General features: G+C 43.7%; 17 protein-coding genes. 6 read left to right on the top strand and 11 right to left on the bottom strand.

Annotated elements, in window-relative coordinates; translation table 11 throughout:
* Positions 1-167 precede the first annotated feature (167 nt).
* Genes BLW31_RS12080 through BLW31_RS12070 form a run of 3 tightly spaced genes read left to right on the top strand, consistent with a single transcriptional unit; the run spans position 168 to position 5,705 of the window.
* A complete protein-coding gene (locus BLW31_RS12080; protein ID WP_022300962.1) occupies positions 168-1,430 on the top strand; it encodes a TolC family protein in 1,263 nt (420 codons plus the stop codon).
* Positions 1,431-1,470: 40 nt separating this feature from the next.
* Positions 1,471-2,565: an efflux RND transporter periplasmic adaptor subunit gene (locus tag BLW31_RS12075; RefSeq protein WP_010538219.1), complete on the top strand. Its 1,095-nt coding sequence runs from the start codon at positions 1,471-1,473 to the stop codon at positions 2,563-2,565.
* A 14-nt stretch (positions 2,566-2,579) separates the two neighbouring features.
* Positions 2,580-5,705: an efflux RND transporter permease subunit gene (locus BLW31_RS12070; protein WP_010538218.1), complete on the top strand. Its 3,126-nt coding sequence runs from the start codon at positions 2,580-2,582 to the stop codon at positions 5,703-5,705.
* A gap of 98 nt (positions 5,706-5,803) precedes the next feature.
* On the opposite strand, the gene BLW31_RS12065 is transcribed toward BLW31_RS12070, so the two are convergent.
* The 4 genes from BLW31_RS12065 to BLW31_RS12050 all read right to left on the bottom strand — a co-directional run bounded on the left by BLW31_RS12065 (position 5,804) and on the right by BLW31_RS12050 (position 11,561).
* A complete protein-coding gene (locus BLW31_RS12065; protein ID WP_010538217.1) occupies positions 5,804-7,135 on the bottom strand; it encodes a sensor histidine kinase in 1,332 nt (443 codons plus the stop codon).
* Between the two features lie 26 nt (positions 7,136-7,161).
* A complete protein-coding gene (locus tag BLW31_RS12060; protein WP_022300966.1) occupies positions 7,162-7,836 on the bottom strand; it encodes a response regulator transcription factor in 675 nt (224 codons plus the stop codon).
* Positions 7,837-8,130: 294 nt separating this feature from the next.
* Positions 8,131-9,795 (bottom strand): long-chain fatty acid--CoA ligase, encoded by a 1,665-nt coding sequence (locus BLW31_RS12055; protein ID WP_010538215.1) that lies wholly within the window; start codon positions 9,793-9,795, stop codon positions 8,131-8,133.
* Positions 9,796-10,088: 293 nt separating this feature from the next.
* Positions 10,089-11,561 (bottom strand): potassium/proton antiporter, encoded by a 1,473-nt coding sequence (locus tag BLW31_RS12050; protein WP_010538214.1) that lies wholly within the window; start codon positions 11,559-11,561, stop codon positions 10,089-10,091.
* A 168-nt stretch (positions 11,562-11,729) separates the two neighbouring features.
* On the opposite strand from BLW31_RS12050, the gene BLW31_RS12045 reads away from it, so the two are divergent.
* Entirely contained in the window at positions 11,730-12,914 is a 1,185-nt protein-coding gene (locus BLW31_RS12045; protein WP_010538213.1) for a uracil-xanthine permease family protein, read from the top strand.
* Positions 12,915-13,016: 102 nt separating this feature from the next.
* Here the strand turns inward: BLW31_RS12045 and hcp are convergent, their stop codons facing one another.
* The 6 genes from hcp to BLW31_RS12015 all read right to left on the bottom strand — a co-directional run bounded on the left by hcp (position 13,017) and on the right by BLW31_RS12015 (position 19,839).
* Complete coding sequence (gene hcp, locus BLW31_RS12040; RefSeq protein WP_032837066.1) at positions 13,017-14,642, bottom strand: hydroxylamine reductase; 1,626 nt, start codon at positions 14,640-14,642, stop codon at positions 13,017-13,019.
* 204 nt (positions 14,643-14,846) lie between these two features.
* Positions 14,847-15,515, bottom strand: a complete 669-nt coding sequence (locus BLW31_RS12035) for a Crp/Fnr family transcriptional regulator (protein WP_010538211.1) — start codon at positions 15,513-15,515, stop codon at positions 14,847-14,849.
* An 11-nt stretch (positions 15,516-15,526) separates the two neighbouring features.
* Positions 15,527-16,843 carry a sensor histidine kinase gene (locus BLW31_RS12030; protein WP_010538210.1) on the bottom strand — a complete coding sequence of 439 codons (1,317 nt, stop codon included), beginning with the start codon at positions 16,841-16,843 and terminating at the stop codon, positions 15,527-15,529.
* Positions 16,840-18,183, bottom strand: coding sequence for a sigma-54-dependent transcriptional regulator (locus BLW31_RS12025; RefSeq protein ID WP_010538209.1), 1,344 nt, complete (start codon positions 18,181-18,183; stop codon positions 16,840-16,842). Before BLW31_RS12025 ends, BLW31_RS12030 begins: the two co-directional genes overlap by 4 nt.
* A gap of 68 nt (positions 18,184-18,251) precedes the next feature.
* On the bottom strand, positions 18,252-19,055 hold the full coding sequence (locus tag BLW31_RS12020) for a hypothetical protein (RefSeq protein WP_010538208.1): 804 nt from the start codon (positions 19,053-19,055) through the stop codon (positions 18,252-18,254).
* On the bottom strand, positions 19,036-19,839 hold the full coding sequence (locus tag BLW31_RS12015; RefSeq protein WP_010538207.1) for a metallophosphoesterase family protein: 804 nt from the start codon (positions 19,837-19,839) through the stop codon (positions 19,036-19,038). Before BLW31_RS12015 ends, BLW31_RS12020 begins: the two co-directional genes overlap by 20 nt.
* A gap of 427 nt (positions 19,840-20,266) precedes the next feature.
* Between BLW31_RS12015 and BLW31_RS12010 the strand changes: the two genes are divergently transcribed.
* Together BLW31_RS12010 and BLW31_RS12005 are read left to right on the top strand one after the other, a co-directional pair.
* Entirely contained in the window at positions 20,267-20,941 is a 675-nt protein-coding gene (locus BLW31_RS12010) for an ABC transporter ATP-binding protein (protein WP_010538206.1), read from the top strand.
* A 12-nt stretch (positions 20,942-20,953) separates the two neighbouring features.
* A complete protein-coding gene (locus BLW31_RS12005; protein WP_010538205.1) occupies positions 20,954-23,269 on the top strand; it encodes an ABC transporter permease in 2,316 nt (771 codons plus the stop codon).
* 136 nt (positions 23,270-23,405) lie between these two features.
* Here the strand turns inward: BLW31_RS12005 and BLW31_RS12000 are convergent, their stop codons facing one another.
* Complete coding sequence (locus tag BLW31_RS12000; protein ID WP_010538204.1) at positions 23,406-24,776, bottom strand: MATE family efflux transporter; 1,371 nt, start codon at positions 24,774-24,776, stop codon at positions 23,406-23,408.
* Between the last annotated feature and the right edge of the window lie 66 nt (positions 24,777-24,842).

Raw genomic sequence — 24,842 nt, 5'->3', positions numbered from 1 at the left:
AGGGGGATAGCTATTCTTCCTGTTGTGTTTACAATTTTTCCTTTCCTGATATTTTCTAATCAATTTCTAATCTGAAATGAGAGCCTTATAATCGCTTTTATCCGGCTCTCCCGTTGCAGAATTGTACTTTTGTCGCGAAACAAAATTAAGGTAACAAAGAGATTGTGATGAACAGAGCATTTTTTATTTTACTCTTTCTTCTCTTGTCAGGGAGAATGTGTGCGCAACAAGTGGCAGGCACATTGACACTGAAAGAAGCAGAGCAACGTTTTTTAGAACGCAATTTATCGCTGATAGCCGAGCGGTATAATATCGACATGGCACAGGCGCAGGTATTACAAGCCAAATTATTTGATAATCCGGTCATTTCGTTGGAACAGAATGTCTATAACCGATTGAACGGAAAGTATTTTGACTTTGGAAAAGAAGGGGAAGCTGTTGTCGAAATAGAACAAGTGATTCATCTTGCGGGACAACGGAACAAGCAGGTCAGGCTGGAAAAAATCAATAAAGAAATAGCCGAATACCAGTTTGAGGAAGTAATGCGTACGCTCCGTCAGGAACTCAATGAAAAGTTTGTAGAAGTCTATTTTCTCTCCAAATCCATTGGCATTTATGAAAGGGAAGTAAACTCCCTGCAAACCCTTCTGGCCGGAATGAAAATTCAGCAGGAAAAGGGTAACATCTCCTTGATGGAGATTTCCCGTTTGGAATCCATGCTCTTCTCCTTAAAGAAAGAGAAGAATGAGCAGGAGAATGATTTACTGACTACCAGGGGCGAACTGAATTTGCTGCTGAACCTTCCGGGGGATACACAGGTTCAACTCTTGTTGGATGAAGAAGTACTGCAACAGCTGGATCTGTCTCAATTGTCATTTGCAGATCTGAAAGCTATAATCAATGAACGCCCTGACCAGAAGATAGCCCGCAGCACCGTAAATGCCTCCCGGGCAAATCTGAAACTGCAAAAGTCAATGGCTTTTCCGGAGTTCTCAGTGAAAGGAAATTATGATCGTGCCGGAAACTTTATCAATGACTATTTCGCAATAGGGGTCAGTCTGTCCGTACCTATCTTCAACCGTAATCAGGGAAATATCAAAGCTGCACGTTTCAGTATCCAGCAGGCGGGAGTAGAGCAGGAACACGCTGCCAATCGTGCCGATATGGAACTTTTTACTGCTTATACCTCACTGGAAAAAGCCATTCAGCTCTATCAGTCCACTAATATGGACTTGGAACGTAACTTCGAGAAGCTGATAACAGGAGTCAATGAGAATTTTACTAAAAAGAATATCAGCCTGCTTGAATTTATAGACTATTATGACAGCTATAAAGAAACTTGTATCCAACTGTATGAGATCAGGAAAAACGTATTTCTTGCTATGGAAAACCTGAATACAGTTGTCGGACAAAATATATTAAACTACTAATAGACGATTAAAGATTATAATCCATAAATTATCAAAGACTATGAACTGGAATAAATTCCTTCCTTGCATATTGCTTAGCAGTCTCCTGGGAGCATGCTCCGGAAAAGGAGAACAACCGAATGTAGAACCGATCACACTCTGCCTGACGGATAGTTTACTGAGAATCGTATCCGTCGACACCGTACATGTGCGGGATGTGATTGATGAACTGACATTGAATGGACGGGTTACTTTTAATCAGGATCAGGTGGCAAATGTGTATCCGATGTTCGGAGGAACCGTGACGGAGCTGCATGCTGAAATAGGAGACTTTGTGCATAAAGGAGAAGTATTAGCGGTCATCCGTAGCGGGGAAGTGGCAGATTATGAGAAACAGTTGAAAGAAGCGGAACAGCAGCTTTTGCTGGCCCGCAGAAATATGAATGCTACACAGGATATGTACACGTCCGGCATGGCATCAGATAAAGATGTGCTTCAGGCAAAACAGGAACTGACGAGTGCCGAAGCGGAAGAGAGGCGAATCAAGGAAATATTCTCCATTTATCACTTCTCCGGAGATGCTTTTTATCAGCTTAAGTCTCCCGTGTCGGGCTTTATTGTTGAGAAGCAGATCAGCAGGGATATGCAGTTGCGCCCCGATCAAGGCGACGCGTTGTTTACGATTTCCGGTCTGTCGGATGTATGGGTTATGGCGGATGTGTATGAGAGTGATATCAGTAAAGTGTCCGAAGGAGCTTCAGTGCGTATCTCTACACTGGCTTATCCTGAAAAGACCTTTACGGGTAGCATTGATAAAGTTTATCACCTGCTGGACAGTGAAAGCAAAACGATGGGGGTACGTATCAAACTAAAAAATGAAGGTTATTTGCTGAAGCCGGGTATGTTTACAAATGTAACAGTAAAATGTAAAGCGGAAGATACTTCCATGCCGCGCATTGACTCTCATGCACTGGTGTTTGAGGGAGGAAAGAACTATGTAGTGGTGGTAGAACCGGACCAGCATCTGCAAATAAAAGAAGTAGATGTCTATAAGCAACTAAGTAAGGAATGTTATATCCGCTCCGGTCTTTCCGAAGGCGACAAGGTGTTGAATAAGAATGTATTGTTGGTATATAATGCCTTGAATGTAGATTAAAACAAGAGAAAAGTATGCATAAATTCATCGATAATATAGTAGCTTTCTCGCTGAAGAATAAGTTTTTTATTTTCTTCTGTACAGTAATAGCCGTGATAGCCGGAGCTGTCTCTTTCAAACATACTCCGATAGACGCTTTTCCGGACGTGACAAATACGAAAGTCACAATCATTACTCAATGGGCGGGACGCAGCGCGGAAGAAGTGGAGAAGTTTATCACAATTCCCATTGAGATCGCCATGAATCCCGTACAGAAGAAAACGGATATTCGTTCGACCACCCTTTTCGGGCTTTCTGTAATCAATGTGATGTTCGAAGACCGTGTGGACGACTTTACTGCCCGTCAGCAAGTCTATAACTTACTGAACGATGCTGATCTGCCCGAAGGAGTAACTCCGGAAGTGCAACCTTTGTACGGGCCTACGGGAGAAATTTACCGTTATACATTGCGCAGCGATAAACGCAGTGTCCGTGAATTAAAAACGATTCAGGACTGGGTGATTGAAAGGAATCTCCGTTCGGTATCGGGTGTTGCCGATATTGTGAGCTTCGGTGGCGAGGTGAAGACCTTTGAGGTAAGTGTAAATCCTCACCAGTTGATTAATTATGGAATTACTTCCCTTGAACTGTATGATGCGATAGCCAAAAGTAATATTAATGTTGGCGGAGATGTGATCACGAAAAGCTCGCAAGCCTATGTGGTTCGTGGCATCGGTCTGATTAATGACTTGGATGAGCTGAGAAATATCGTGGTTAAGAATATCAATGGAACTCCGATTCTGGTAAAGAACCTGGCGGAAGTTCATGAATCCTGCCTGCCCCGTCTCGGACAAGTGGGGCGAATGGATGAGAATGATGTTGTTCAAGGCATTGTGGTGATGAGAAAGGGAGAGAATCCGGGAGAAGTGATTGCGAATCTGAAAGATAAGATAGCTGATTTGAATCAGAACGTACTGCCGAAAGATGTACAGATCGTACCGTTTTACGATCGTGAGGACTTGGTAAACCTGGCTGTGAAAACAGTAACACATAACTTGATTGAAGGTATATTACTGGTTACGTTTATTGTTTTAATTTTCATGGCAGATTGGCGGACGACCGTGATTGTTGCGGTGATTATCCCATTAGCCCTGTTATTCGCGTTTATCTGCTTGCGTGTAATGGGAATGTCCGCCAATCTGCTTTCTATGGGTGCCATTGACTTTGGTATAATCATTGACGGGGCAGTAGTGATGGTAGAAGGGGTATTTGTCGCCTTGGACAAGAAAGCCCGACAAGTAGGAATGCCGGCTTTTAACGTAATGTCCAAAATGGGATTGATCCGGCATACCGCCAAAGATAAGGCAAAAGCGGTATTCTTCTCCAAACTGATTATTATTACCGCCTTGATTCCTATTTTTTCTTTTCAGAAAGTAGAAGGAAAAATGTTTTCACCTTTGGCATATACGTTGGGTTTTGCTTTGCTGGGAGCGCTTATTTTCACGTTGACATTGGTGCCGGTCATGTCCTCCATGTTGCTGAAGAAGAATGTACGGGAAAAAAACAATCGTTTTGTCCATTTTATCAATACCAGGTGTACAGCCCTTTTCGACACTTTTTATGCCCATCGGAAACTAACAATCGGGCTGGCAACTGTCATAGCAGGGGTAGGTCTGTGGCTTTTTTCCTTTCTTGGAACGGAGTTCCTGCCGCAGTTGAACGAAGGTTCTATTTATATCCGTGCCACTCTTCCGCAGAGCATATCACTGGATGAATCTGTCACTCTTGCGAATAAGATGAGACATAAATTACTGACTTTTCCCGAAGTCAGACAGGTATTGTCGCAAACCGGACGCCCGAATGATGGTACGGATGCAACCGGATTCTATAATATAGAATTCCACGTCGATATTTATCCCGAAAAAGACTGGGAGAGTAAACTCACCAAGTTGGAACTGATTGATAAAATGCAGGATGACTTATCCATTTATCCGGGAATTGACTTTAACTTCTCACAGCCGATTACAGATAATGTGGAAGAAGCGGCCTCCGGTGTGAAAGGTTCTATTGCGGTGAAAGTGTTTGGTAAAGACCTTTACGAATCGGAGAAGCTTGCTGTTCAGATTGATAAGATTCTGGCTACGGTTCAGGGAATAGAAGATCTCGGAGTGATCCGGAATATCGGTCAGCCGGAACTTCGTATTGAGTTGAATGAACGACAGTTGGCACGTTATGGAGTCGCTAAGGAAGATGTTCAGTCCATCATTGAAATGGCTATTGGCGGAAAGTCAGCTTCGCTGTTGTATGAGGATGAACGGAAATTTAATATCATGGTAAGATATAGCGAAGAGTTTCGTCAGAATGAAGAGGAAATCGGTAAAATACTGGTGCCTGCGATGGACGGAACGATGGTGCCTATCAAAGAGCTGGCAGATATCACGACGATTACAGGGCCGTTGTTGATTTTCCGTGATAATCATGCCCGTTTCTGTGCCGTCAAGTTCTCGGTGAGAGGACGTGACATGGGTACGGCGGTTGCCGAAGCGCAGAAAAAAGTAAATGCCTCCGTACATTTGCCGGCAGGATATTCGTTGAAATGGACGGGTGACTTTGAGAATCAGCAGCGTGCAACGAAACGTTTGGCACAAGTAGTCCCTATCAGTATCGCCATTATTTTTATTATCCTGTTTATTTTCTTCTCTAATGCGAGGGATGCGGGACTGGTATTGCTCAATGTGCCGTTTGCTGCTGTGGGAGGTATCGTAGCCCTTCTGATAACAGGGTTCAATTTTTCTATATCGGCAGGTATCGGTTTTATTGCCCTGTTCGGTATCTGTATACAGAATGGAGTTATCATGATTTCCGATATCAAGGCAAATCTGAAATTAGGTTCCCCCTTGCCCGATGCTACCAAAGAAGGAGTCCGTTCACGCATCCGTCCCGTGATTATGACGGCGGCTATGGCAGCTATCGGCCTGATGCCGGCGGCTATGAGCCATGGCATCGGTTCGGAATCACAGCGTCCGCTGGCGATTGTCATTATCGGAGGATTGATAGGAGCGACCTTCTTCGCCTTGTTTATCTTTCCGCTGATTGTGGAAGTGGTATACGAACGAATGCTGTATGATAAGAATGGAAAATTATTGCAAAGACGTATCTAATTCATTTTCTATTCTTTCTATGAGAAAAACGGTCATAAATTAAATTTTAATTTTGTTTTCAGTAGGTAGAAGTGAGGAAGGGACAAAAGTAGGTTGAATCAGAAGATCACCCGTACTTTTGTTCCTTTTTCTATTTCCGAAGATATTTCCAGCCTGGCATTGTAAGCTGATATTATTTTCTGAGTCAGACTAAGGCCGATGCCCTGACCTGCGTAGTCATGGGTATTGCTGCCCCGATAGAAAGACTGGAATATATGTTCTATTTCTTCCGGGGGAATGCCGATACCCTGATCTTTTACTTCAAGAACGAGGTGCCGGTCTTCCTGTCGGAGAGTGATGTCTACTTCTTTTTCAGAATATTTGCAGGCGTTATCAATGATATTTTTCAAAGCTATCTTTAGCAGATAGGGATTTGCTTTTACAGTGGCAGCTTTATTCATTTCTCCGTCATGGAGCCGGATTCTTTCGTTAGTTCCTGTCAGGCCTTTCAACATATCCGGCAGAGACAGTTCTTCTATATTGCTTTTTAGAAGTTCCTCGTCCTGACGTGAAAGGAAAAAAAGATGGCGGATCAAGTTGGAGAGCCGCTTGCTTTCTGACGAAATTCGTTGCAGAGCTTCCATATATTCTCCGGTACTTCTTTCTTTCAGCAGGCTGATTTCGCATTCTCCCTGTATGGCGGTTATCGGATTGTTCAGTTCATGGGAGGCATGGCTGACAAAGGACTTCTCGGCTTTGAAAGCGCTATCCAGACGGTCGAGCATGCTATTCAGGGTTTTTATCATGTCTTCCAGTTCATCGTTATTACCGGTTGTTCTTAACCGGTGGTTCAGGCTGTTAGCCCGTATCCTCTTCAATTCTTTCAGTATATGCTGCAAGGGAACAAGGATACGACCGGAATAGATTTTTCCGACTAGATAAATCAAGATGGAACTGAATAAGACCAGAAAGATGGAAAGGAGCAGCAAGTGTTCTTTAATTTCCGCTCCGTATACATTTCGAGACATAACGAGAACGATGAAATTTCCCTCATTATCGGGATAATAAAGGGCAGCTCCCAACTGATCTTTGTATTTAAAAGAAAAAGGTATGCTGTCTTCACCGGCTATGAGGAGTGCCTGCTGATGTTGAGTAAGATATTTATTCAGCGTGTCCCGCACTTCGGAGAGGCTGTCCATGTTTAAAAGAATCTCATGGGCTTCGGGCAGGAGTTCGTCATATTTGCGTTGGATAATCTGATAGCTCTGTTCGTCTACTTCATCTTTTTCCCAATGCTTTTGTGCAGTCAGATATGCTTTCTCGCGGAGATAGGAGGCGTAGAGCTTATTGATAAACTGCGTACTGAAAAGATAGAATACGGCAATAATGATGATAGTCGTCAGTACACTGAGCAACGTATAGAAGAGAGCTATTTTAGAACCTATTTTCATGTCCGGATTGATAGAGTGGATAATGTTCAGGCGTTCATGATATATCCTAATCCTACTACTGTATGAATCAGCTTTTTATCGAAGTCGCGATCTATCTTCACCCGTAGATAATTGACGTATACGTCTACAATGTTGGTATTCGTATCAAAGTTCTTGTCCCATACGTCTTTGAGCAGTGTAATGCGTGATAGCGCTACTCCCTGATGCGTCATGAAATATTCGAGCAGGCGGTATTCTTTTACAGTGAGATCGATATCCACGTCTCCTCTTTTTGCTCGCCTAATGTTACAGTCCAATACCAGATTGTCACAAGTCAGCTGATTGGCTGCCGTCTCTTTATTTCGTCGCAACAAAGCTTTGATACGTGCCTCCAGTTCTTGAAAGCTGAAAGGCTTGACAAGATAATCATCTGCTCCTGCATCCAGTCCCTTTACAATATCTTCCGTCGTTCCCAAAGCTGTCAGCATAATGACCGGTGTCTGATAACCGAACCTCTGGCGGTAAAGATGGCAAAGTTCGAGTCCGTTTATTTTCGGCATGATAATATCCAGAATAACGAGATCGAAAGGTTCTTCCTGAAGGACTTTCCACCCCGTATTTCCATTGTGACAGACAGTTACCGAATGTCCGAATTCTTTTAGTCCCCGTTCGATAAAGGAGGCGATATTGACTTCATCTTCTGCTAATAGTATCTTTGCCATAAATCTACATTGTTTAGATGCAAAGATACTTTTTCTTTGCATCTGAAGAAAGAAAAACGGCATACATTTAAGTGTTTCTTCTTTCTGAACTGTATTATCTATACCGATGGCGAAAAGGCTGTTTCGTTTATACCGCTTTAGAGAAAACGAGGTGAAGATTGTTGAAGGATAGCAGGTTGAAAATAAAGTTGGTTAGGTTAGAAAGAGAAAACGGTGGACAGAGCTTTGGGCCTGTTCACCGTTTTTGATTCTTGTTGTATGTTCAAATGCAATTTGTCTTGTTCAAAGGAGATGTTATCCTTTCGCTTCCTGATACATAAAGCGTTTGATTGATTTCTTCGCAGTCTTTTCAAATTCTTCGAAGTGGATTTTTACTTTGCTTATCTGAGAGTAATTGGGCAGCTGCTGATTCAGTTCAATACGGTTGGCTTCCATTACTTTTACGATATCAGTCTGTTGCAGGCCATGAGCAAAAGCGTCGTCAAAGTCCGGATAAATCAGCGCTACCAGTTTATCATGCTGTAAAACGATCAGTGACTCCGCTACATAAGGCATATTGTTCAGTTTACTTTCTATCTCTTCCGGATAAATGTTCTGTCCACTGGAAGTCAGGAGCAGATTTTTGCTGCGGCCCCGGACAGTCACATAGCCTTCGTCGTCGATTGTTCCTAAATCGCCTGTGTGAAGCCATCCGTTTGCATCGATAATCTGTGATGTAGCTTCCGGATTTTTATAATATCCCAGCATCATATTCGTTCCTCTGCATACGATTTCTCCGGCGTGTGTTTTAGGGTCCGGTGAGTCGATGCGGACTTCCATCCGGGTAGTCGCTTTTCCACAGGAAGCCAGTTTCAGTGTTTCCCAACGGCTGGAACAAATAATCGGACCACATTCAGTCATACCATAAGCGATGGTGTAGGGGAAACCTATCTTTTTGAGGAAGGCTTCTACCTCGGCATTAAAAGGAGCACCGCCAATGATGATTTCATCGAAGTTCCCACCGAAAATTTCCATAGCAGCCTGTCGGGCCAATGATTTGATTTTATCGTTTACAATGGGTACTTTGAGCAATAGTTTTCCGATTTTGCTGTCTACCTTCGGAAGAATATCCTTTTTGATAATCTTTTCTACAATCAGGGGTACACAGGAGATTACTCTGGGTCTTATTTCCGAAAAAGATTGCGCAATGATCTTCGGAGACGGCATGCGCGTCAGGAAATAGATGTGTGCACCGGCAGAGAAACCATATAAAAAGTCGTATACCATGCCGAAAACATGCCCCATCGGAAGCATGGAGACGATGTGATCTCCCGGTTTCACAGGGAGCATTTCGAAACAGTATGCTACGTTCGACCAGATGCTGCGATAGGGGAGCATGACGCCTTTAGAATATCCGGTAGTGCCGGAAGTATAATTGATGATAGCCAGTTCCTCCGGACGGTCTTTCCGATAACAGATATGTTCGGGACGGAAATTCTTTGGATAACGTTGGCCGTAAATAGCGTTTCGGTGTTCGAAGGCATAAGTCAGCTTTTCGTTGCGTGATACCAATGCGGAGAAATCGGTGAGGGAAGCGATCCCTTCCAGCAACGGCATTGCATCTTCATTCAGATTTTCCCATGCCTGGTCGCCGACAAAGAGTAGCTTAGCCTCGGAGTGGTTGACGATATTATGAATATTATCCGCTTTGAACTCATGTAGAATAGGAACAATGACGGCTCCATACGTAATGGTAGCTAAGAAGGTAACCGCCCAATGGGCACTGTTTCGTCCACAGACAGCTATTTTATCACCCGGCTGAATACCGGCACTTTCCAGAACAATGTGAAACTTGGCTATCTTACGCGCTACATCCTTATATTGAAGCGTGATTCCTTTGTAGTCTGTCAATGCATCTTTATCCCAGTTTTTGATGATGCTTTGTTCAATATAATCAATGAACTGATGTTCTTGTTCCATTCGAATTTTGCACATTTGATTTAAAATTGCGCAAAAATAACACTTCATTAACGAAAACCGAAGTTTACAATCAAGTTTTACGGTTAATTAACGGGGGAGGGTTGAACTTCTTTTTTCAATTATTTTCCCGTTATGGATGGAGATTCCGGTTGGAGGCAATGGAGGAGGCGAGTTCTCTTTTCCGGAAGGGGCTGATATACAAAATTATGGTGTCACTATACCGTCAGTATAGTGACACCATCTGTTGCATATAGTGATACTATCCGGATACGATAGTGTCACCATAATAAATATCAGGATTCACTGCTATTTTCTTCCTCTTCTTTAGACTTTTCGGAAATAAGCAGCAATTTATCATTCACATGCAGTTTCAGTGTTCCGTTAGGAATCAGAAATTCATCTCCGCGTTTCACAATCATCACCAATGTGCCTTTGGGGAGATTCATATCTTTCAGTGTATCTGCTTCTTCCAGCATTTCCTGTGTGATAGTCATATCCCTGAGGTCTGTATCAATCTCTTCCGGAAGTTCCACTCCGAAGTCATTGCCCGTTTTCTCCAGCGGTTTGGATAAATTCAGCAGGCGGGCAACGAAAGAAACGGTCGTTCCCTGCACAACCAGTGAGACGATTGTGATAAAGAATACGATATTAAAGATTATATTCGAACCTTCGACTCCCGCAACTACCGGATAAGTAGCGAAGATGATGGGAACTGCTCCACGCAATCCTACCCAAGATACGAACAGCCGTGATTTCATGGTTATTTTCCGGAAGGGAAGCAAACAAAGGAATACACTTAGCGGACGACCGATCACAATCATAAAGACACCGATCAATAAAGCTACTGCTGCAACCTCCAGCATTTCGTGAGGGTTGACGAGAAGACCGAGGCAAAGGAACATGATGATCTGAAACAACCAGGTAAGTCCATCCATAAACGTATAAATGTCTTTGCGGTGCATGATCTTATTGTTTCCCACCATGATACCTGCGATGTATACGGCAAGGTAACCGTTACCTTTTAGCAAATCAGTGATGGAAAAGGTGAAGAAAACAAAAGCCAGCAACAGGATAGGGTACAATGCCTGATTGTCAATGTTGAGCTTGTTCAGCATGCGGATAGCCAACTTTCCGAGCACATATCCGGCAGCCGCGCCGACTATAAACTGAATAATGAAAGAAGCGGCGATAGCCCCGACTCCCATACCTGCCGATTGGATAAACTGTATCAGGACAATGGTAAGCATGTAAGCCATCGGGTCATTACTTCCACTTTCCAATTCCAGCATGGGGCGGAGGTTATGTTTCAGATTCATTTTCTGTGAACGCAGGATGGCAAATACCGAAGCAGAGTCCGTAGATGACATGGTGGCTGCCAGTAACAATGAAGTAGTGATAGGCAGATAGATATTCGTCCAGCTCATTCCGGACAACCACCAGATAAATAATCCGGTAAAAAGAGCGGTTAGTAGCACTCCGACGGTAGAAAGCACGATACCTGGACCTAAAATGGGTTTGATTTCTCTGAATTTTGTATCCATACCTCCCGAAAACAGAATGATGCTCAGGGCGACCATACCGATGAATTGTGCATCTTTGGCGTCATGAAACTGGAGTCCGAGTCCGTCACTTCCGAACAACATTCCCACGACGAGGAACAGTAATAAGGTGGGGACTCCGAAGCGATATCCGGTTTTTCCGACAACGATACTAACGAAAAGTAAGATAGAACCAATAAGTAGGGTGTTTTCTGCTGTAAATATCATAGGCAATCTATTGTTAAGTTATAAAAAATGTCGTATGAGCTCTCACTGTGCGAAGTTACACATTATTTAAAACAAATAAAGAGTCTTTTTGGATGTTTTTTGATGGAAAAAGGTAGTTAAATTGTCTAAAAAGATTAATTTTGTACTCAATTAATCTACATCATACTTATGGATTCAAACAATCTTACTCCTTTACGGAAAGGGGTGGTAGGGGTACAATTCTTGTTTGTAGCTTTCGGAGCTACGGTGCTTGTACCGTTATTAGTGGGGCTCGACCCTTCCACCGCTTTGTTTACAGCCGGTATTGGTACACTTATCTTTCATGCGGTCACGCGGGGGAAAGTCCCCATCTTTTTGGGAAGTAGTTTCGCATTTATTGCCCCGATAATAAAGGCGACAGAACTTTATGGTCTGGCGGGTACTTTATCCGGAATGCTGGGTGTCGCACTGGTTTATTTCGCAATGAGTGCGCTGGTCAAATGGCAAGGGGTGAGGGTGGTTGAACGTTTGTTTCCTCCGGTAGTCATTGGGCCGGTTATTATTCTGATCGGTTTGTCGCTTGCCGGTACGGGAGTGGAGATGGCGAAGGAAAACTGGGTGCTGGCTTTGTTGTCGCTGGTTACTGCGGTTGTCGTTTCGATGAAGGCAAAAGGGCTTTTGAAGTTGATTCCTATCTTTTGCGGTATTATTGTCGGCTATCTGGCGGCATGGCTTTTCTATGATCTGGATTTGTCCGGTGTCAGGGATGCGGCCTGGATCGGGTTACCGCAGTTTGTATTTCCCAAGTTCTCATGGGAGCCGATCTTGTTTATGATTCCGGTAGCCATTGCTCCGGTGATAGAACATATTGGAGATGTATATGTGGTAAATACGGTTACGGGAAAGGATTTTGTGAAAGACCCCGGTCTGCATCGTACTTTATTGGGGGATGGGCTGGCTTGCCTTTTTGCCGGATTGGTGGGTGGTCCTCCGGTGACGACTTATTCGGAAGTAACGGGAGCCATGTCATTAACGAAAATTACGAATCCGCAAGTTATCCGGATTGCAGCCATATCCGCTATCTTGTTCTCCGTCATCGGCAAAATCAGTGCGTTGCTGAAATCAATTCCGAGTGCAGTATTGGGAGGAATAATGCTTTTGCTTTTCGGAACAATCGCCTGTGCCGGAATTGGTAATCTGGTCAATAACTGCATTGATTTGAGTCGTACAAGGAATATTATCATTGTTTCTCTGACGCTGACCGTCGGTATCGGTGGGGCTGTCCTCACTTGGGGAGACTTTTCATTGTCCGGTATCGGACTGGCTGCTTTGGTCGGAGTTCTTCTCAATTTGATATTGCCGAAAGATGATTGATGCTGCCTTTTAATTAATAATTATTAGGCGCGGATTACACAGATGATGCAATTCGCGCCTTTTTATATTTAATAGTTAAGGTTTAGCTGGTAAATCTTGCATTTATGACAAGAACTTCATGATATCTTCGTCCACAGTACTGATACCACCGATTCCGAATTGTTCGATCAATACATTTTTCACGTTCGGTGAAAGGAAGGCCGGAAGAGTAGGGCCCAGATGAATATTCTTCACTCCCAGTGCCAGCAATGCCAATAAAACGATTACTGCTTTCTGCTCGTACCAAGCGATGTTATATACGATAGGAAGTTTGTTAACGTCGTCCAATCCGAATATTTCTTTCAGTTTCAAGGCGATGACAGCCAACGAATAGCTATCATTACATTGTCCTGCATCCAGTACACGGGGGATGCCGTTGATGTCACCTAAAGCCAGTTTGTTATATCTGTATTTGGCGCAACCGGCAGTCAGGATCACTGTATCTTTCGGAAGTTTCTCTGCAAATTCGGTGTAATATTCACGGCTCTTCATGCGTCCGTCGCATCCTGCCATTACGAAGAATTTGCGGATTGCTCCACTTTTGACGGCTTCTACCACCTTATCTGCCAGAGCTACTACTTGTGCATGGGCAAATCCTCCGATCAGTGTTCCGTTCTCAATCGCTGTTGGCGGCTGACATTGCTTGGCGTGTGCGATCAGTGCGGAGAAATCTTTCGGTTTTCCGTCTTTACGTTCGGGGATATAGTGTGCACCATCCAGTCCGCAGGCTCCGGTGACATAGATACGGTCTTTGTAAGTAGCGTTGGCACGTGGAGGAACAATACAGTTACTGGTAAACAAAATCGGTCCGTTGAAGCTTTCAAATTCTTCTTTCTGTTTCCACCACGCGTTTCCGTAGTTTCCTGCCAGATGTTTGTATTTTTTTAGTTGAGGGTAATAATGCGCCGGAAGCATTTCACTGTGGGTATAGATGTCTATCCCTGTTCCCTCGGTCTGTTCCAGCAATTCTTCAAGATCCTTCAGGTCATGGCCGCTGATAAGGATACCCGGATTGTTGCGCACACCGAGATTAACTTCTGATATTTCCGGATTTCCGTAGCTGCTTGTGTTGGCTGCATCCAGCAGAGCCATTGCGGAAACTCCGTGTTTACCTGTGGTCAGTGTAAGTTGAACCAGTTCTTCCATCGTAATATCATTGCGGGTGAGTTCGGCTAATGCGTGTTGCATAAAGGCAAAGATTTCTGATGATTCGTGTCCCAGATTATGCGCATGCTCAACGTAAGCTGCCATTCCTTTCAGTCCGTAATGTACAAGTTCTTTCAGAGAGCGGATATCTTCGTTGGGTGTGCGAAGTACTCCTACTGTCTTGGCTTTTTCTTCGAACTCATTTTCACTTCCATCCCATAGGCATTCGTCGGGAGCATTGGCAATGGTTACTTTGCTGCCAAGTTCTTTTTTCAGCTGCAATCCTTCTTTTATTTTCCTGATGATAGCCGTTTTATCAAAATTGGCGTTGGTGATAGTGATAAACAGGGCATCGTAGATAAATTTGTCTGCCTGTTCGGAAGGTTGTCCTTCCTGACGCAGATGTTCGTTGTACACAGCAATTCCCCGTACTACAAAGAGCAAAAGATCTTGCAGGTTAGCCACTTCGGATGTTTTTCCGCATACTCCTTTTAAGGTACAACCTGTACCCATTGCGGTCTCTTGACATTGATAACAGAACATACTCATAACTTTTACGTTTTTAATTAGTCTTCTTGAATATGAACGCAAAAGTAGGGGGAAAGTTTGAGGTAAGTTTGTAACCAATGTTACATTGGCCGAAAAAAAATCAGATGCTATGAGCTAAATTATTTTAGCTATAATCATATTCCGATTAGCTATAATGAAAACTAGATTAGCTATAATGAAACCGGAGTAAATTCTTGGTTATTGAATCAGCCGGATCAGCTGTTCTTTCTGTAAAATAGTGATCTGTTTGCGGTCGGCTGTGATCAGGCCGTCATCCTGCATGTGTGACAGTTCACGTGCCAGAGAGGGACGGGAGACACCGAAGTAATCGCTCAACTCCTGTTGCGAACGGTCGAAGGTGATCTGCAGCTGTTGCTGTTGTTTGTGCAGCCGGAGCAGATAGGATGCTATCTTTTGCCGGATGGTCTTGAAAGACATAAAGAAAAGTTTATCCGACAAGGTACGGGCATAATTGGCAGATAGATTCATATAGTTCTCCAGAAACTGCTCGTTCTTGCGGAAGAGTTCCAGTACGCTCGATTTGGGGATTTCGATTACTTCCGTCAGTTCGTTAGCGGTCACTTCTACCGGAAAACGGTTCTCTTCTCCGAAGAGGAAGAGAGGAGCAAGGGCTCTTGGTGCGGCAATGTCTTCTACTTTGATGAGTCTTCCGGAATAGTCTATCATTTCGCCGCGTACACTCCCTTTGGTCAGTATCATGAGACGGTTGCACACATCTCCCTGTCGTGCCAGAATTTCTCCTTTCTTATAAGAACGGGTATGAAAACTGATCTCTTCCAGATTGGCGGATAACTTTTCCGGAGTAATTCCCCGGAACAATGGGTTATTGATGAGTGCAGGTGTCATAAGCTTATCTGTTATTTGAATTTTAATATGAATTTTGTTTCCTTATTGTCCGGCAGCAAGATGAGGCTTCCACCGGAAAGCCGCATAATCTGACGTGAAATACTAAGTCCGATTCCGCTGCCTCCTTTTTTGGTGGTGAAGAAAGGGATAAAAATATGTTCCGCAATTTCCGGCGGAATAACGGGACCGTTATTCTTTATTTCAATCAGTACCTCTTCTGTTTCATTGCAATATACCTGAATATCGATTTGTCTGTCCGGCTGATTACCGATTGCCTGAATCGCATTTTTCAGAAGGTTAATGACTACTTGTGAGATCAGATTTTCATCTGCATATAAAATCAGGTCGGCTGGATCGATCTTCGTATGGAATGTGATATGGTCACAGGGATTCTGATGACGGGCAAGTTCTACCATTCGTTCGATGAATGCTTTTAAGTAAAACAATGAAGGCTCCGGAGTCGGTATCCGTGTGAATTTGCGGTAGGATTCCACGAAAGCAAGCAGTCCTTTTCCCGTTGTACTGATGGTCTGTAATCCGTGGCTGATTTCTTCGTCTTTGTCCTCTACCATCGAAAGGAGCGTGTCGCTGAGGGAGGTGATAGGAGTGACGGAGTTCATGATTTCGTGAGTCAGTACACGGGTCAGGCGAATCCATGAATCTATTTCTTTCTCGTCCAGTTCTATATTAATATCATTCAGCGCAAGGATACGCAAATGTTCCTTGTGCACATTGATTTCTGATACACGGATGGATAGATTGACCGTTCCCCGTTCATTATGAAACACCACCTGTAATTTGTCTCCGGGATGGCAGTTCTCCATTTTCTCCATCAGCGTGGTGTCTACTTTACTCAATTGCCGGACATGTGTGAATACATTGAGTCCCAAAAGCCGGAGGGCCTCCTTGTTCTTCTGATAGACTGCTCCGTTGTCATTGAGCACCAGTAACCCCGTGCTGACAAAATCAAGAATCAGTTCGTAGTATTTTTCCTGTTGGGCAGTTTCTGCTTTTACATTATATAAGATGCGTCCCACCCGATTGAGTGCCCGGTTGATCTGTTTGCTTTCGGGAGTGCCGGACTCTTCGGGGAAGCGGAAGGCACTGTCATTATTCTCCAAAGCGTCGATCATGAAAAGCACCTGCTTGATGTGCAGGCGATAAAGACGGACTTGCCAGATGATACTTAAAACCAGCAGACAGCTACTGATGCCGAGCCAGATATAAGACTGATACACACCAAACCAAACGGTTGCCAGACAGCAAATGACCGTCAGGGATACCCTAAACCAATATTGGTTGGCTACTTGTTGTAGAATCCGGTTCATAATCCGAACTTTTTCATCTTGTTATAGAGAGTCTGACGGGTAATTCCCAGTTGCGCGGCTACTGCCGAGAGGTTTCCTGCACAGGTATCCAGTGCTTTACGTATCATTTGTATCTCCATCTCTTCCAGTGTGGAAATATCCTTTTCGGAAGTTTCTGTCTTTCGGGTGGATAACTGGAATAATTCCGCCGGAATTTGCAATCCGTCGTTAATGATGACCACCTTTTCGATGGCATGTTCCAACTCTCGGATATTCCCGTACCATGGGTACGCAATGAGTTTTTCCTTGGCTGCCGGGCTGAATTTCATCGGTTCCTTATCGTATTGTTTGCAGAAACGGATGATAAATCTTTCGGCAAGCGGGATAATATCTTCTTTTCGTTTCCGCAAAGGAGGTATTTCGATATGAATGGTGTTGATTCGGTAGAGTAAGTCTTCCCGAAATTCTTCCCGGTCCACCATTTCCTGCAGGTTACGGTTGGTAGCGCATATCAGGCGGATGTCGATAGGAATCGGAGTGTTGCTTCCCACCCGTACGATGCTTCTTCGTTGGATAGCTGTCAGCAGTTTAGCTTGCAGATGATAGGGCAGGTTCCCTATTTCATCCAGAAACAAAGTGCTGTGATCGGCAGCCTCAAATTTTCCTGTCCGGTCGGCATGCGCATCAGTGAAAGAGCCTTTTACATGACCGAAGAGTTCGCTTTCAAATAAAGATTCAGTGATCGCTCCCATGTCCACAGCGATCATTTCTTGTTGTCTGCGGTTGGAAAGAGCATGAATTTCGCGGGCAAGCATTTCCTTCCCTGTTCCGTTTTCACCTGTAATCAGGATATTGGCATCTGTGGTGGCTACTTTCTCTATCAGCATTCGGAGCTGCTGCATCGGTTTGCTTTCTCCCCAGTAGATCGGCGGAGTGTTGACAGGCTCCTTTTTGTTTCCCGTTTTTCGTCCATGCTGTGCGGACGAGGCGGCAGCCTGCAATGTTTCTACCAGTTTCTGATTGTTCCAAGGTTTGACGACAAAGTCCGAAGCTCCTTCTTTTATACCCCGGATGGCAAGATCAATATCCGCATAAGCGGTAAAAAGTACGACGGGAAGTTCCGGTCGTACTTTCTTTATTTCGTGCAGCCAGAACAATCCTTCATTGCCGGTATTGATGCCCGAAGTGAAATTCATATCCAATAGTACCACTTCCGGCATCTCTTCCCGTATCACGGTGGTCAATGTGACCGGTGATGACAGCGTGACAACCTTTGAAAAATAGTTTTTTAAAAGAATTTGTACCGCAGTCAGCACTCCTTTGTTATCGTCTACAATGATGATTGTTCCTGATTTACTCATGTCCGAATTGGTTTGTACGCTACAAACTTACGAAAAAGTAATTCATAATTCAAAATTCGGATTTGAATTTATAACCATTGGAACTTTAATCCGAATGATAAACTTAGATAATCGCGGGGACGGAGATAGCTATTCGTTACGGCGCTGATGAGGTAAAGGTCGCATGTGCTTATCTCGTAGAAGAAAGTCACGGACTTTGCCAGAAACCTGCGGTTCGGGTCAATATCATAAGTCAACCGTTGTCCCAGGAAAACATGAATACGCACTTTGCTTGAAAAGCCGTAGTATCCCTTCGGATAACGTTCAGGCTCACTTACCCAGAACTGGTTGCCAAACACGGTATTCAGATACAATCCGCAGGCGAGAGGTTCTGTGGAGAATCCTTTTCCCAGATTGATGCTCCAAGGCATATAGTTCTGTTTCAGCGTCATGGTCACTTTGGCCTTTTTGGACGAATACTTCGGGATGAATCCGAGCAGTAAATCTGTTTCCCACTGATTTCGTTTTCCGTAATCCCATCCGGTACCGAACGAGATTAATCCCATATTTCCCGCATACTGTATTTTAGAGTGAGTCGGGATAATCCGCTCCCAGTTTCTGCGGAAGCGATGGACACGTCTGTCATAACCGGTACGGAGAACCGGTTGCGGTACATAAGGTAGTACTGTGTCTGCTTTGACTATTGTAAACGCGGAATCGCCTTCGTGAAAGGCTATAATGGAATCTGCCTTGATCACCAGTCTCAGTGAGTCAGGTTTGTAGTTATTGATAATTGTATCTGTCTTGCAAGTAGCCGATATCAGGCCGGGAAAGAGCAGGAGCGTAGTCAGCACTCCTGTGCGGATGATATATTTAGTATTCAACCAGTTCATATTCGTATTTTTCCGGGGTTATAGTAAATACCAGATAACTGCGACTTTTCATGCAGTCACTGACAATATAATGCACATCATCATCGAAAAGGACTCTGTCGTCGAACCCGTGATTGTGGGCAGCCGTGCAGAACTGTAGTCCCGGATATTGGGTGACATAGTACTGGAATGGCTTTGCCACATTATCATTGAACACGTCTGCAAATGGATGCGCGTGCATACTGACTACGGTTTTTTCAAACTCATCAGCCCTGGCTGTCAGTTCCTCTTCCATAAAACTGAAATTGGGAATAGGTTCCGAATAATCGTATTCCAGCGCATTAGTATTGAGGCAGACAAATTTTACATTGCCTGCGATAAATGAGAAGTTGGCAGGTCCGAAAACAGCCTGATAAGTTTCTGCTCCGGTGCCCAGACAGTCATGATTCCCGATAAGGGCGACATAAGGTACTTTTAGTCCGTTCATGATATCCCGCTGCCAAAGAAATTCTTTAGTCAGTCCGAAGTCACTCATATCTCCTCCGTGAATGACAAAGTCGATATCATCTCTCTTATTGACCTCTTTTACAAAGTCTTCGGTCTCGTCATACCATCGCTGTGAATCTCCCATAGTGATAAAACGGATGGTTGTTTTTCCTTTACACTTAGCTTCTATTTGTTCAATGTTATGAGCATTTACATCTGTCTCTCCACTGATACGTACATCGTAGGGATGATAGTCTATCAGGTCACATCCTGTCAGAAGCAGGCAGGTCAGGAGAGTGTACAAATTCTTGTTTACCATAAATAGAATGATTTATTTAATTGAAAACTTGATGCGAAGATAGAGTTTTCCGATGACATTGAAATACATTAAAGTCGGAAATAGGAAAAATAGAACAATAAATGGGCGAAAATGTATACTTTCCGTTGGACAGTAAACAGGAAGGATTTCTGTCTAATAATTAGACGGGAGTGTCTAATTATTAGACAATGGGTAGTACTGTCGAAACATATAAATAGTTGTGAATGAATACTCTTGCTATTGTGGCACGCTATCTGCATTGCATTATGATGAAAAATAGGAATAAGCATGAGACAAATTTATTATGTAATTGTTTATCTTAGTGACCGTTTGGTGTGAAAGAGGTTTGATACGGAGAATCCGGTCAACAGTATAAAGAACGAATAAAGAAAGAATAGAAAGTGAAACAACATAATAAAGAAATAAAATGATACAGATTGAAAACATTAGTAAAGTATTTCGTACTACTGAAGTAGAGACGGTTGCATTAAATCACGTGAACCTTGAAGTTAAACAAGGAGAGTTTGTTGCTATCATGGGGCCTTCGGGCTGTGGAAAATCCACTTTGTTGAATATTCTGGGTTTATTGGATAACCCTACAGAAGGTTCTTACCAGCTGATGGGAGAGGAAGTTGCCGGATTGAAAGAGAAGGAGCGTACCCATGTCCGTAAAGGCAAATTAGGCTTTGTATTCCAGAGTTTCAACTTGATAGACGAACTGAATGTCTACGAAAATGTAGAGCTTCCGCTTACTTATCTGGGTATTAAATCCTCCGAGCGCCGCCGTATGGTGGAAGATATTCTGAAAAGGATGAATATCAGCCATCGGGCCAAACACTTTCCGCAACAGCTGTCCGGTGGTCAGCAGCAGCGTGTTGCTATCGCTCGTGCGGTAGTGACTAATCCGAAGCTTATCCTTGCCGATGAGCCAACAGGTAATCTGGATTCAAAGAACGGAGCGGAGGTAATGAATCTGCTGACGGAACTGAATAAAGAAGGTACCACCATCATTATGGTGACTCACTCACAACATGATGCGAGCTTCGCACACCGTACCATACATCTGTTCGACGGAAGTGTAGTGGCAAGTGTAACAGCATAAACCGAAACGACAATGAGACAAATCTATTATAGCATCCGGACTTTATTGCGTGAACGGGGCACGAATATCATCAGGGTAATTTCTCTTTCGCTGGGACTTACCATCGGCATTTTGCTCTTCTCGCAGATTGTGTTTGAATTGAGTTATGAACGTTGCTATCCGGAATCGGAACGTCTGGCGATTGCACGTTGCCTGACGACTAACCTTAGCACGGGGGAGAAAATGGGAGACGACGGCGACAACTTTGATTATACACTTTTTGATGTGGTTGCACCGACTTTGGCGCAGGATATGCCCGAAGAAATTGAGTTTGCCAGTTGCGTCCTCGCAGAACAATGGATGAGTATATATTATGAAGATAAATTATTATCGGACATCAACTATATATACGCTGATACTTGTTTCTTCCAGACTTTCGGTATACCTGTCTTAAAAGGAAATCCGAAAGATATGATTATGCCGGGAAGTGTGTTTGTGTCAGAACACTTTGCCCGTGAAACATTTGGAGATGCAGATCCTATCGGCAAAATTCTTAAAGCAGACAGGCAAAATGATTTTACGATTCGTGGTGTGTACAGAGATGTGCCGGAGAATACGATGCTCACTCATGACTTTGTTGTTTCCATCCATCGGGATGGGGGATATCAGGGAGGCAATGGCTGGAAGGGAAATGATATCTTTTACACTTTTCTTCGCTTGCGTGATGCTGCGGATATTGATAAAGTGAATGACAAGATCCAGCGGGTAATCGAAAAATATACGCCTGCCCGTTTTGACGACTGGAAATTAGATTTCAATGTCATCCCGTTAGTGAAGTATCATGTGGAATCTTCCGATGTGCAGAAGCGCTTGGTCATATATGGATTTTTGGGGTTCGCTATCTTTTTTGTCGCCATCATGAATTATATGCTGATATCTATCGCTACCCTAAGTCGTCGTGCCAAAGGGGTGGGTGTGCATAAATGCAGTGGTGCCAGTGCCGGAAATATCTTCGGCATGTTTTTGGCGGAAACAGGAATCCTTGTTGTCATATCTGTACTTCTCAGCCTTCTGCTGATAGTCAATGCACGTGAAATAATCGAAGACCTGCTTTCCGTCCATCTGTCTTCACTTTTTACATGGGAGACACTATGGGTGCCTTTGCTTACGATCGTGATCCTTTTCCTTTTGGCGGGTGGCATACCGGGACGGTTGTTTTCGCGCATACCAGTCACACAGGTGTTCCGCCGTTATTCTGATGGTAAGACAGGTTGGAAACGTTCGTTACTGTTTATACAGTTCACGGGTGTCTCTTTTGTTTTGGGATTACTGCTGGTTACGCTTTTGCAATACAACCATCTGATGAGCCGTGATATGGGGATAAACGTTCCGGGATTGGTTCAGGCAGGAACATGGTTGCCGAAAGAAAGCGTAGAACATGTTACCGATGAACTGCGTCGCCAGCCTATGGTAGAAGGAGTGGCTGTTGCTACAAACGGAGTAATCGGACAATACTGGACACGCGGACTGATGAGTAATGACGGTAAAAGAATCGCTACACTTAACTTTAATTATTGCAGTTATAACTATCCCGAAGTAATGGGAATAAAGATTATCGAAGGCAGCACTCTTAAGAAAAAGGAAGATTTATTGGTGAATGAAGAGTTGGTACGTTTGATGAAGTGGACAGATGGGGCAGTAGGAAAGAAATTAAATGATATAGAGGGTACGATTGTCGGTGTCTTTCGGGATGTTCGCAATTATAGCTTCTTTTCAACTCAGGCACCTATTGTCTTGATAGGATCAGAAAATGCCAATCAAGTATTTGATGTCCGTTTGAAAGAGCCGTATGATGATAATCTGAAACGTCTGAATGAGTTTACCGATAAGACATTTCCGAATATAGCCATGCATTTCAGTTCTGTGGACAGTATGATAAAGGATATATATAAAAGTGTATATCGCTTCCGTAATTCAGTCTGGATTACTTCAAGCTTTATTCTGCTGATTGTAATTATGGGATTGATCGGCTATGTGAATGATGAAACTCAACGTCGAAGCAAAGAAATAGCTATCCGGAAAGTGAATGGAGCCGAAGCCTCTCATATTTTGCGCCTGCTGATACGCGAGATTCTGTATGTATCCGCATCCTCCATATTGATTGGTATCATTGCTTCCTATTTCGTAGGAAAGGCATGGCTTGACCAGTTTGCCGAACAGATTTATCTGAACCCGTTATTGTTTATAGGTACGGCGCTGTTTGTCTTATTGCTGATTGTTGTTTGTGTTGTGCTGAAAGCATGGCACATAGCCAATGAGAATCCGGTAAATAGTATCAAGAGCGAATAGAAATATAGGAATATTATTATCTTTCAGGCACGGATTAATACGGCTTCTGCGATGAATGCATCTTTTAGAAAACGTGTTAATTCGTGCCTGAACATTTTTTATTATGATATATCTTCTGATGCAGTGTTAATTTGATTTATTCCGCTACCTTATTTGCTATCGGATGTTCCTTCGATACCTTCTTTATATAAATCATCAGACTGATAACAGCAGTGACGAACGCCAGTGCATCCGATACCGGCATACTGATCCAGACACCTTTCAAGCCCCACCATTGCGGGAAGAGTAACAAGCAAGGCAACAGATAAAGCAACTGTCGTGTCAGCGAAAGGAAAATACTGATTTTTGCCTTGCCGATGCTCTGGAAGAAGTTGCCAATCACAATTTGTGCTCCCACAAACGGGAACATAAGTACTGCCAGACGGATTCCTTCTACTGCCAGATTTATCAATTCATCACTATCTGTGAAAAGTGCCGATACCGCATGAGGGAAAAATTCGCAGATCACAAAACCACTGCTGGTAATCACTACACCGGAGATAATTCCCAATCGTAGTGTCTGTTTTACCCGGTCTATCTTCTGTGCTCCGAAGTTGTAGCCTACAATGGGTTGCATTCCCATAGTCAGTCCCAACACAATCATTACGTAGAGTGTCAACAGGCGATTGATAATGCCGTAAGCACCGATAGCCATGTCGCCTCCGTATTCCTGTAAGCTGTTATTGACTATGATAACGATAGCACAAGCGCAAACATTCATCAGGAAGGGAGACATGCCGATAGCGAAAATACTTTCTACAATTCTTCGTTTTACCTTCCAGATCTTTCCCTCAAAATGAACCGTGCTCTCCTTCTTGCAAAAGTGGCTTAGTACCCACACCATACCGATCAGCTGTGAGATGAGCGTTGCCGTAGCGGCTCCTCGCATTCCCCATTCAAAATGAAATATAAAGATGGGAGCGAGGATGATATTGGCTACTACCGTTACCATCGAAGTAAGCATCGCCTTCTTCGGATATCCGGTAGCACGCATCACATTGTTCAAACCGATCATCGTATAAGTGATCGGAGTTCCCAGCAGAATCACTTGCATAAAGCTGCGTGCGTATGGGAGCGTGTCGGGACTCGCTCCGAAGAAAATCAGTATGTTGTCGAGAAAGATAAAAGACAGTATGCCGAAGAAAAAAGCATTCGTGATGCAGAGCATCAGTGTGTGCGACAAGATTTCCGTAGCTCCTTTCATATCCTTCTGTCCCAGACGGATAGAAGCAATGGTAGAGCTGCCTGCAGATACCAGCGTACAGAAAGCGACTACCAGATTCATCAGGGGAAAGCTGACCGCTAATCCGGCAATAGCCATCGGTCCCACACCGTGTCCGATGAAGATGCTGTCGATAATATTATAAATAGACGTGATCGTCATCCCAATGATGGCGGGAATGGAATATTGCAACAGTAGCTTACCGATGCTTTCTTTTCCTAATATGTGCGGATCGTTTTTGCTCATGCGCTCGTATGGATTGTTGGATGAAAACGAATGTTACGTTTTTTTAAGTGGGGTAAAGGTACGAAT

It is taken from the genome of Bacteroides faecis MAJ27 (assembly GCF_900106755.1).
GTDB lineage: Bacteria > Bacteroidota > Bacteroidia > Bacteroidales > Bacteroidaceae > Bacteroides > Bacteroides faecis.
This window is presented reverse-complemented; position numbering and strand designations above follow the sequence as displayed.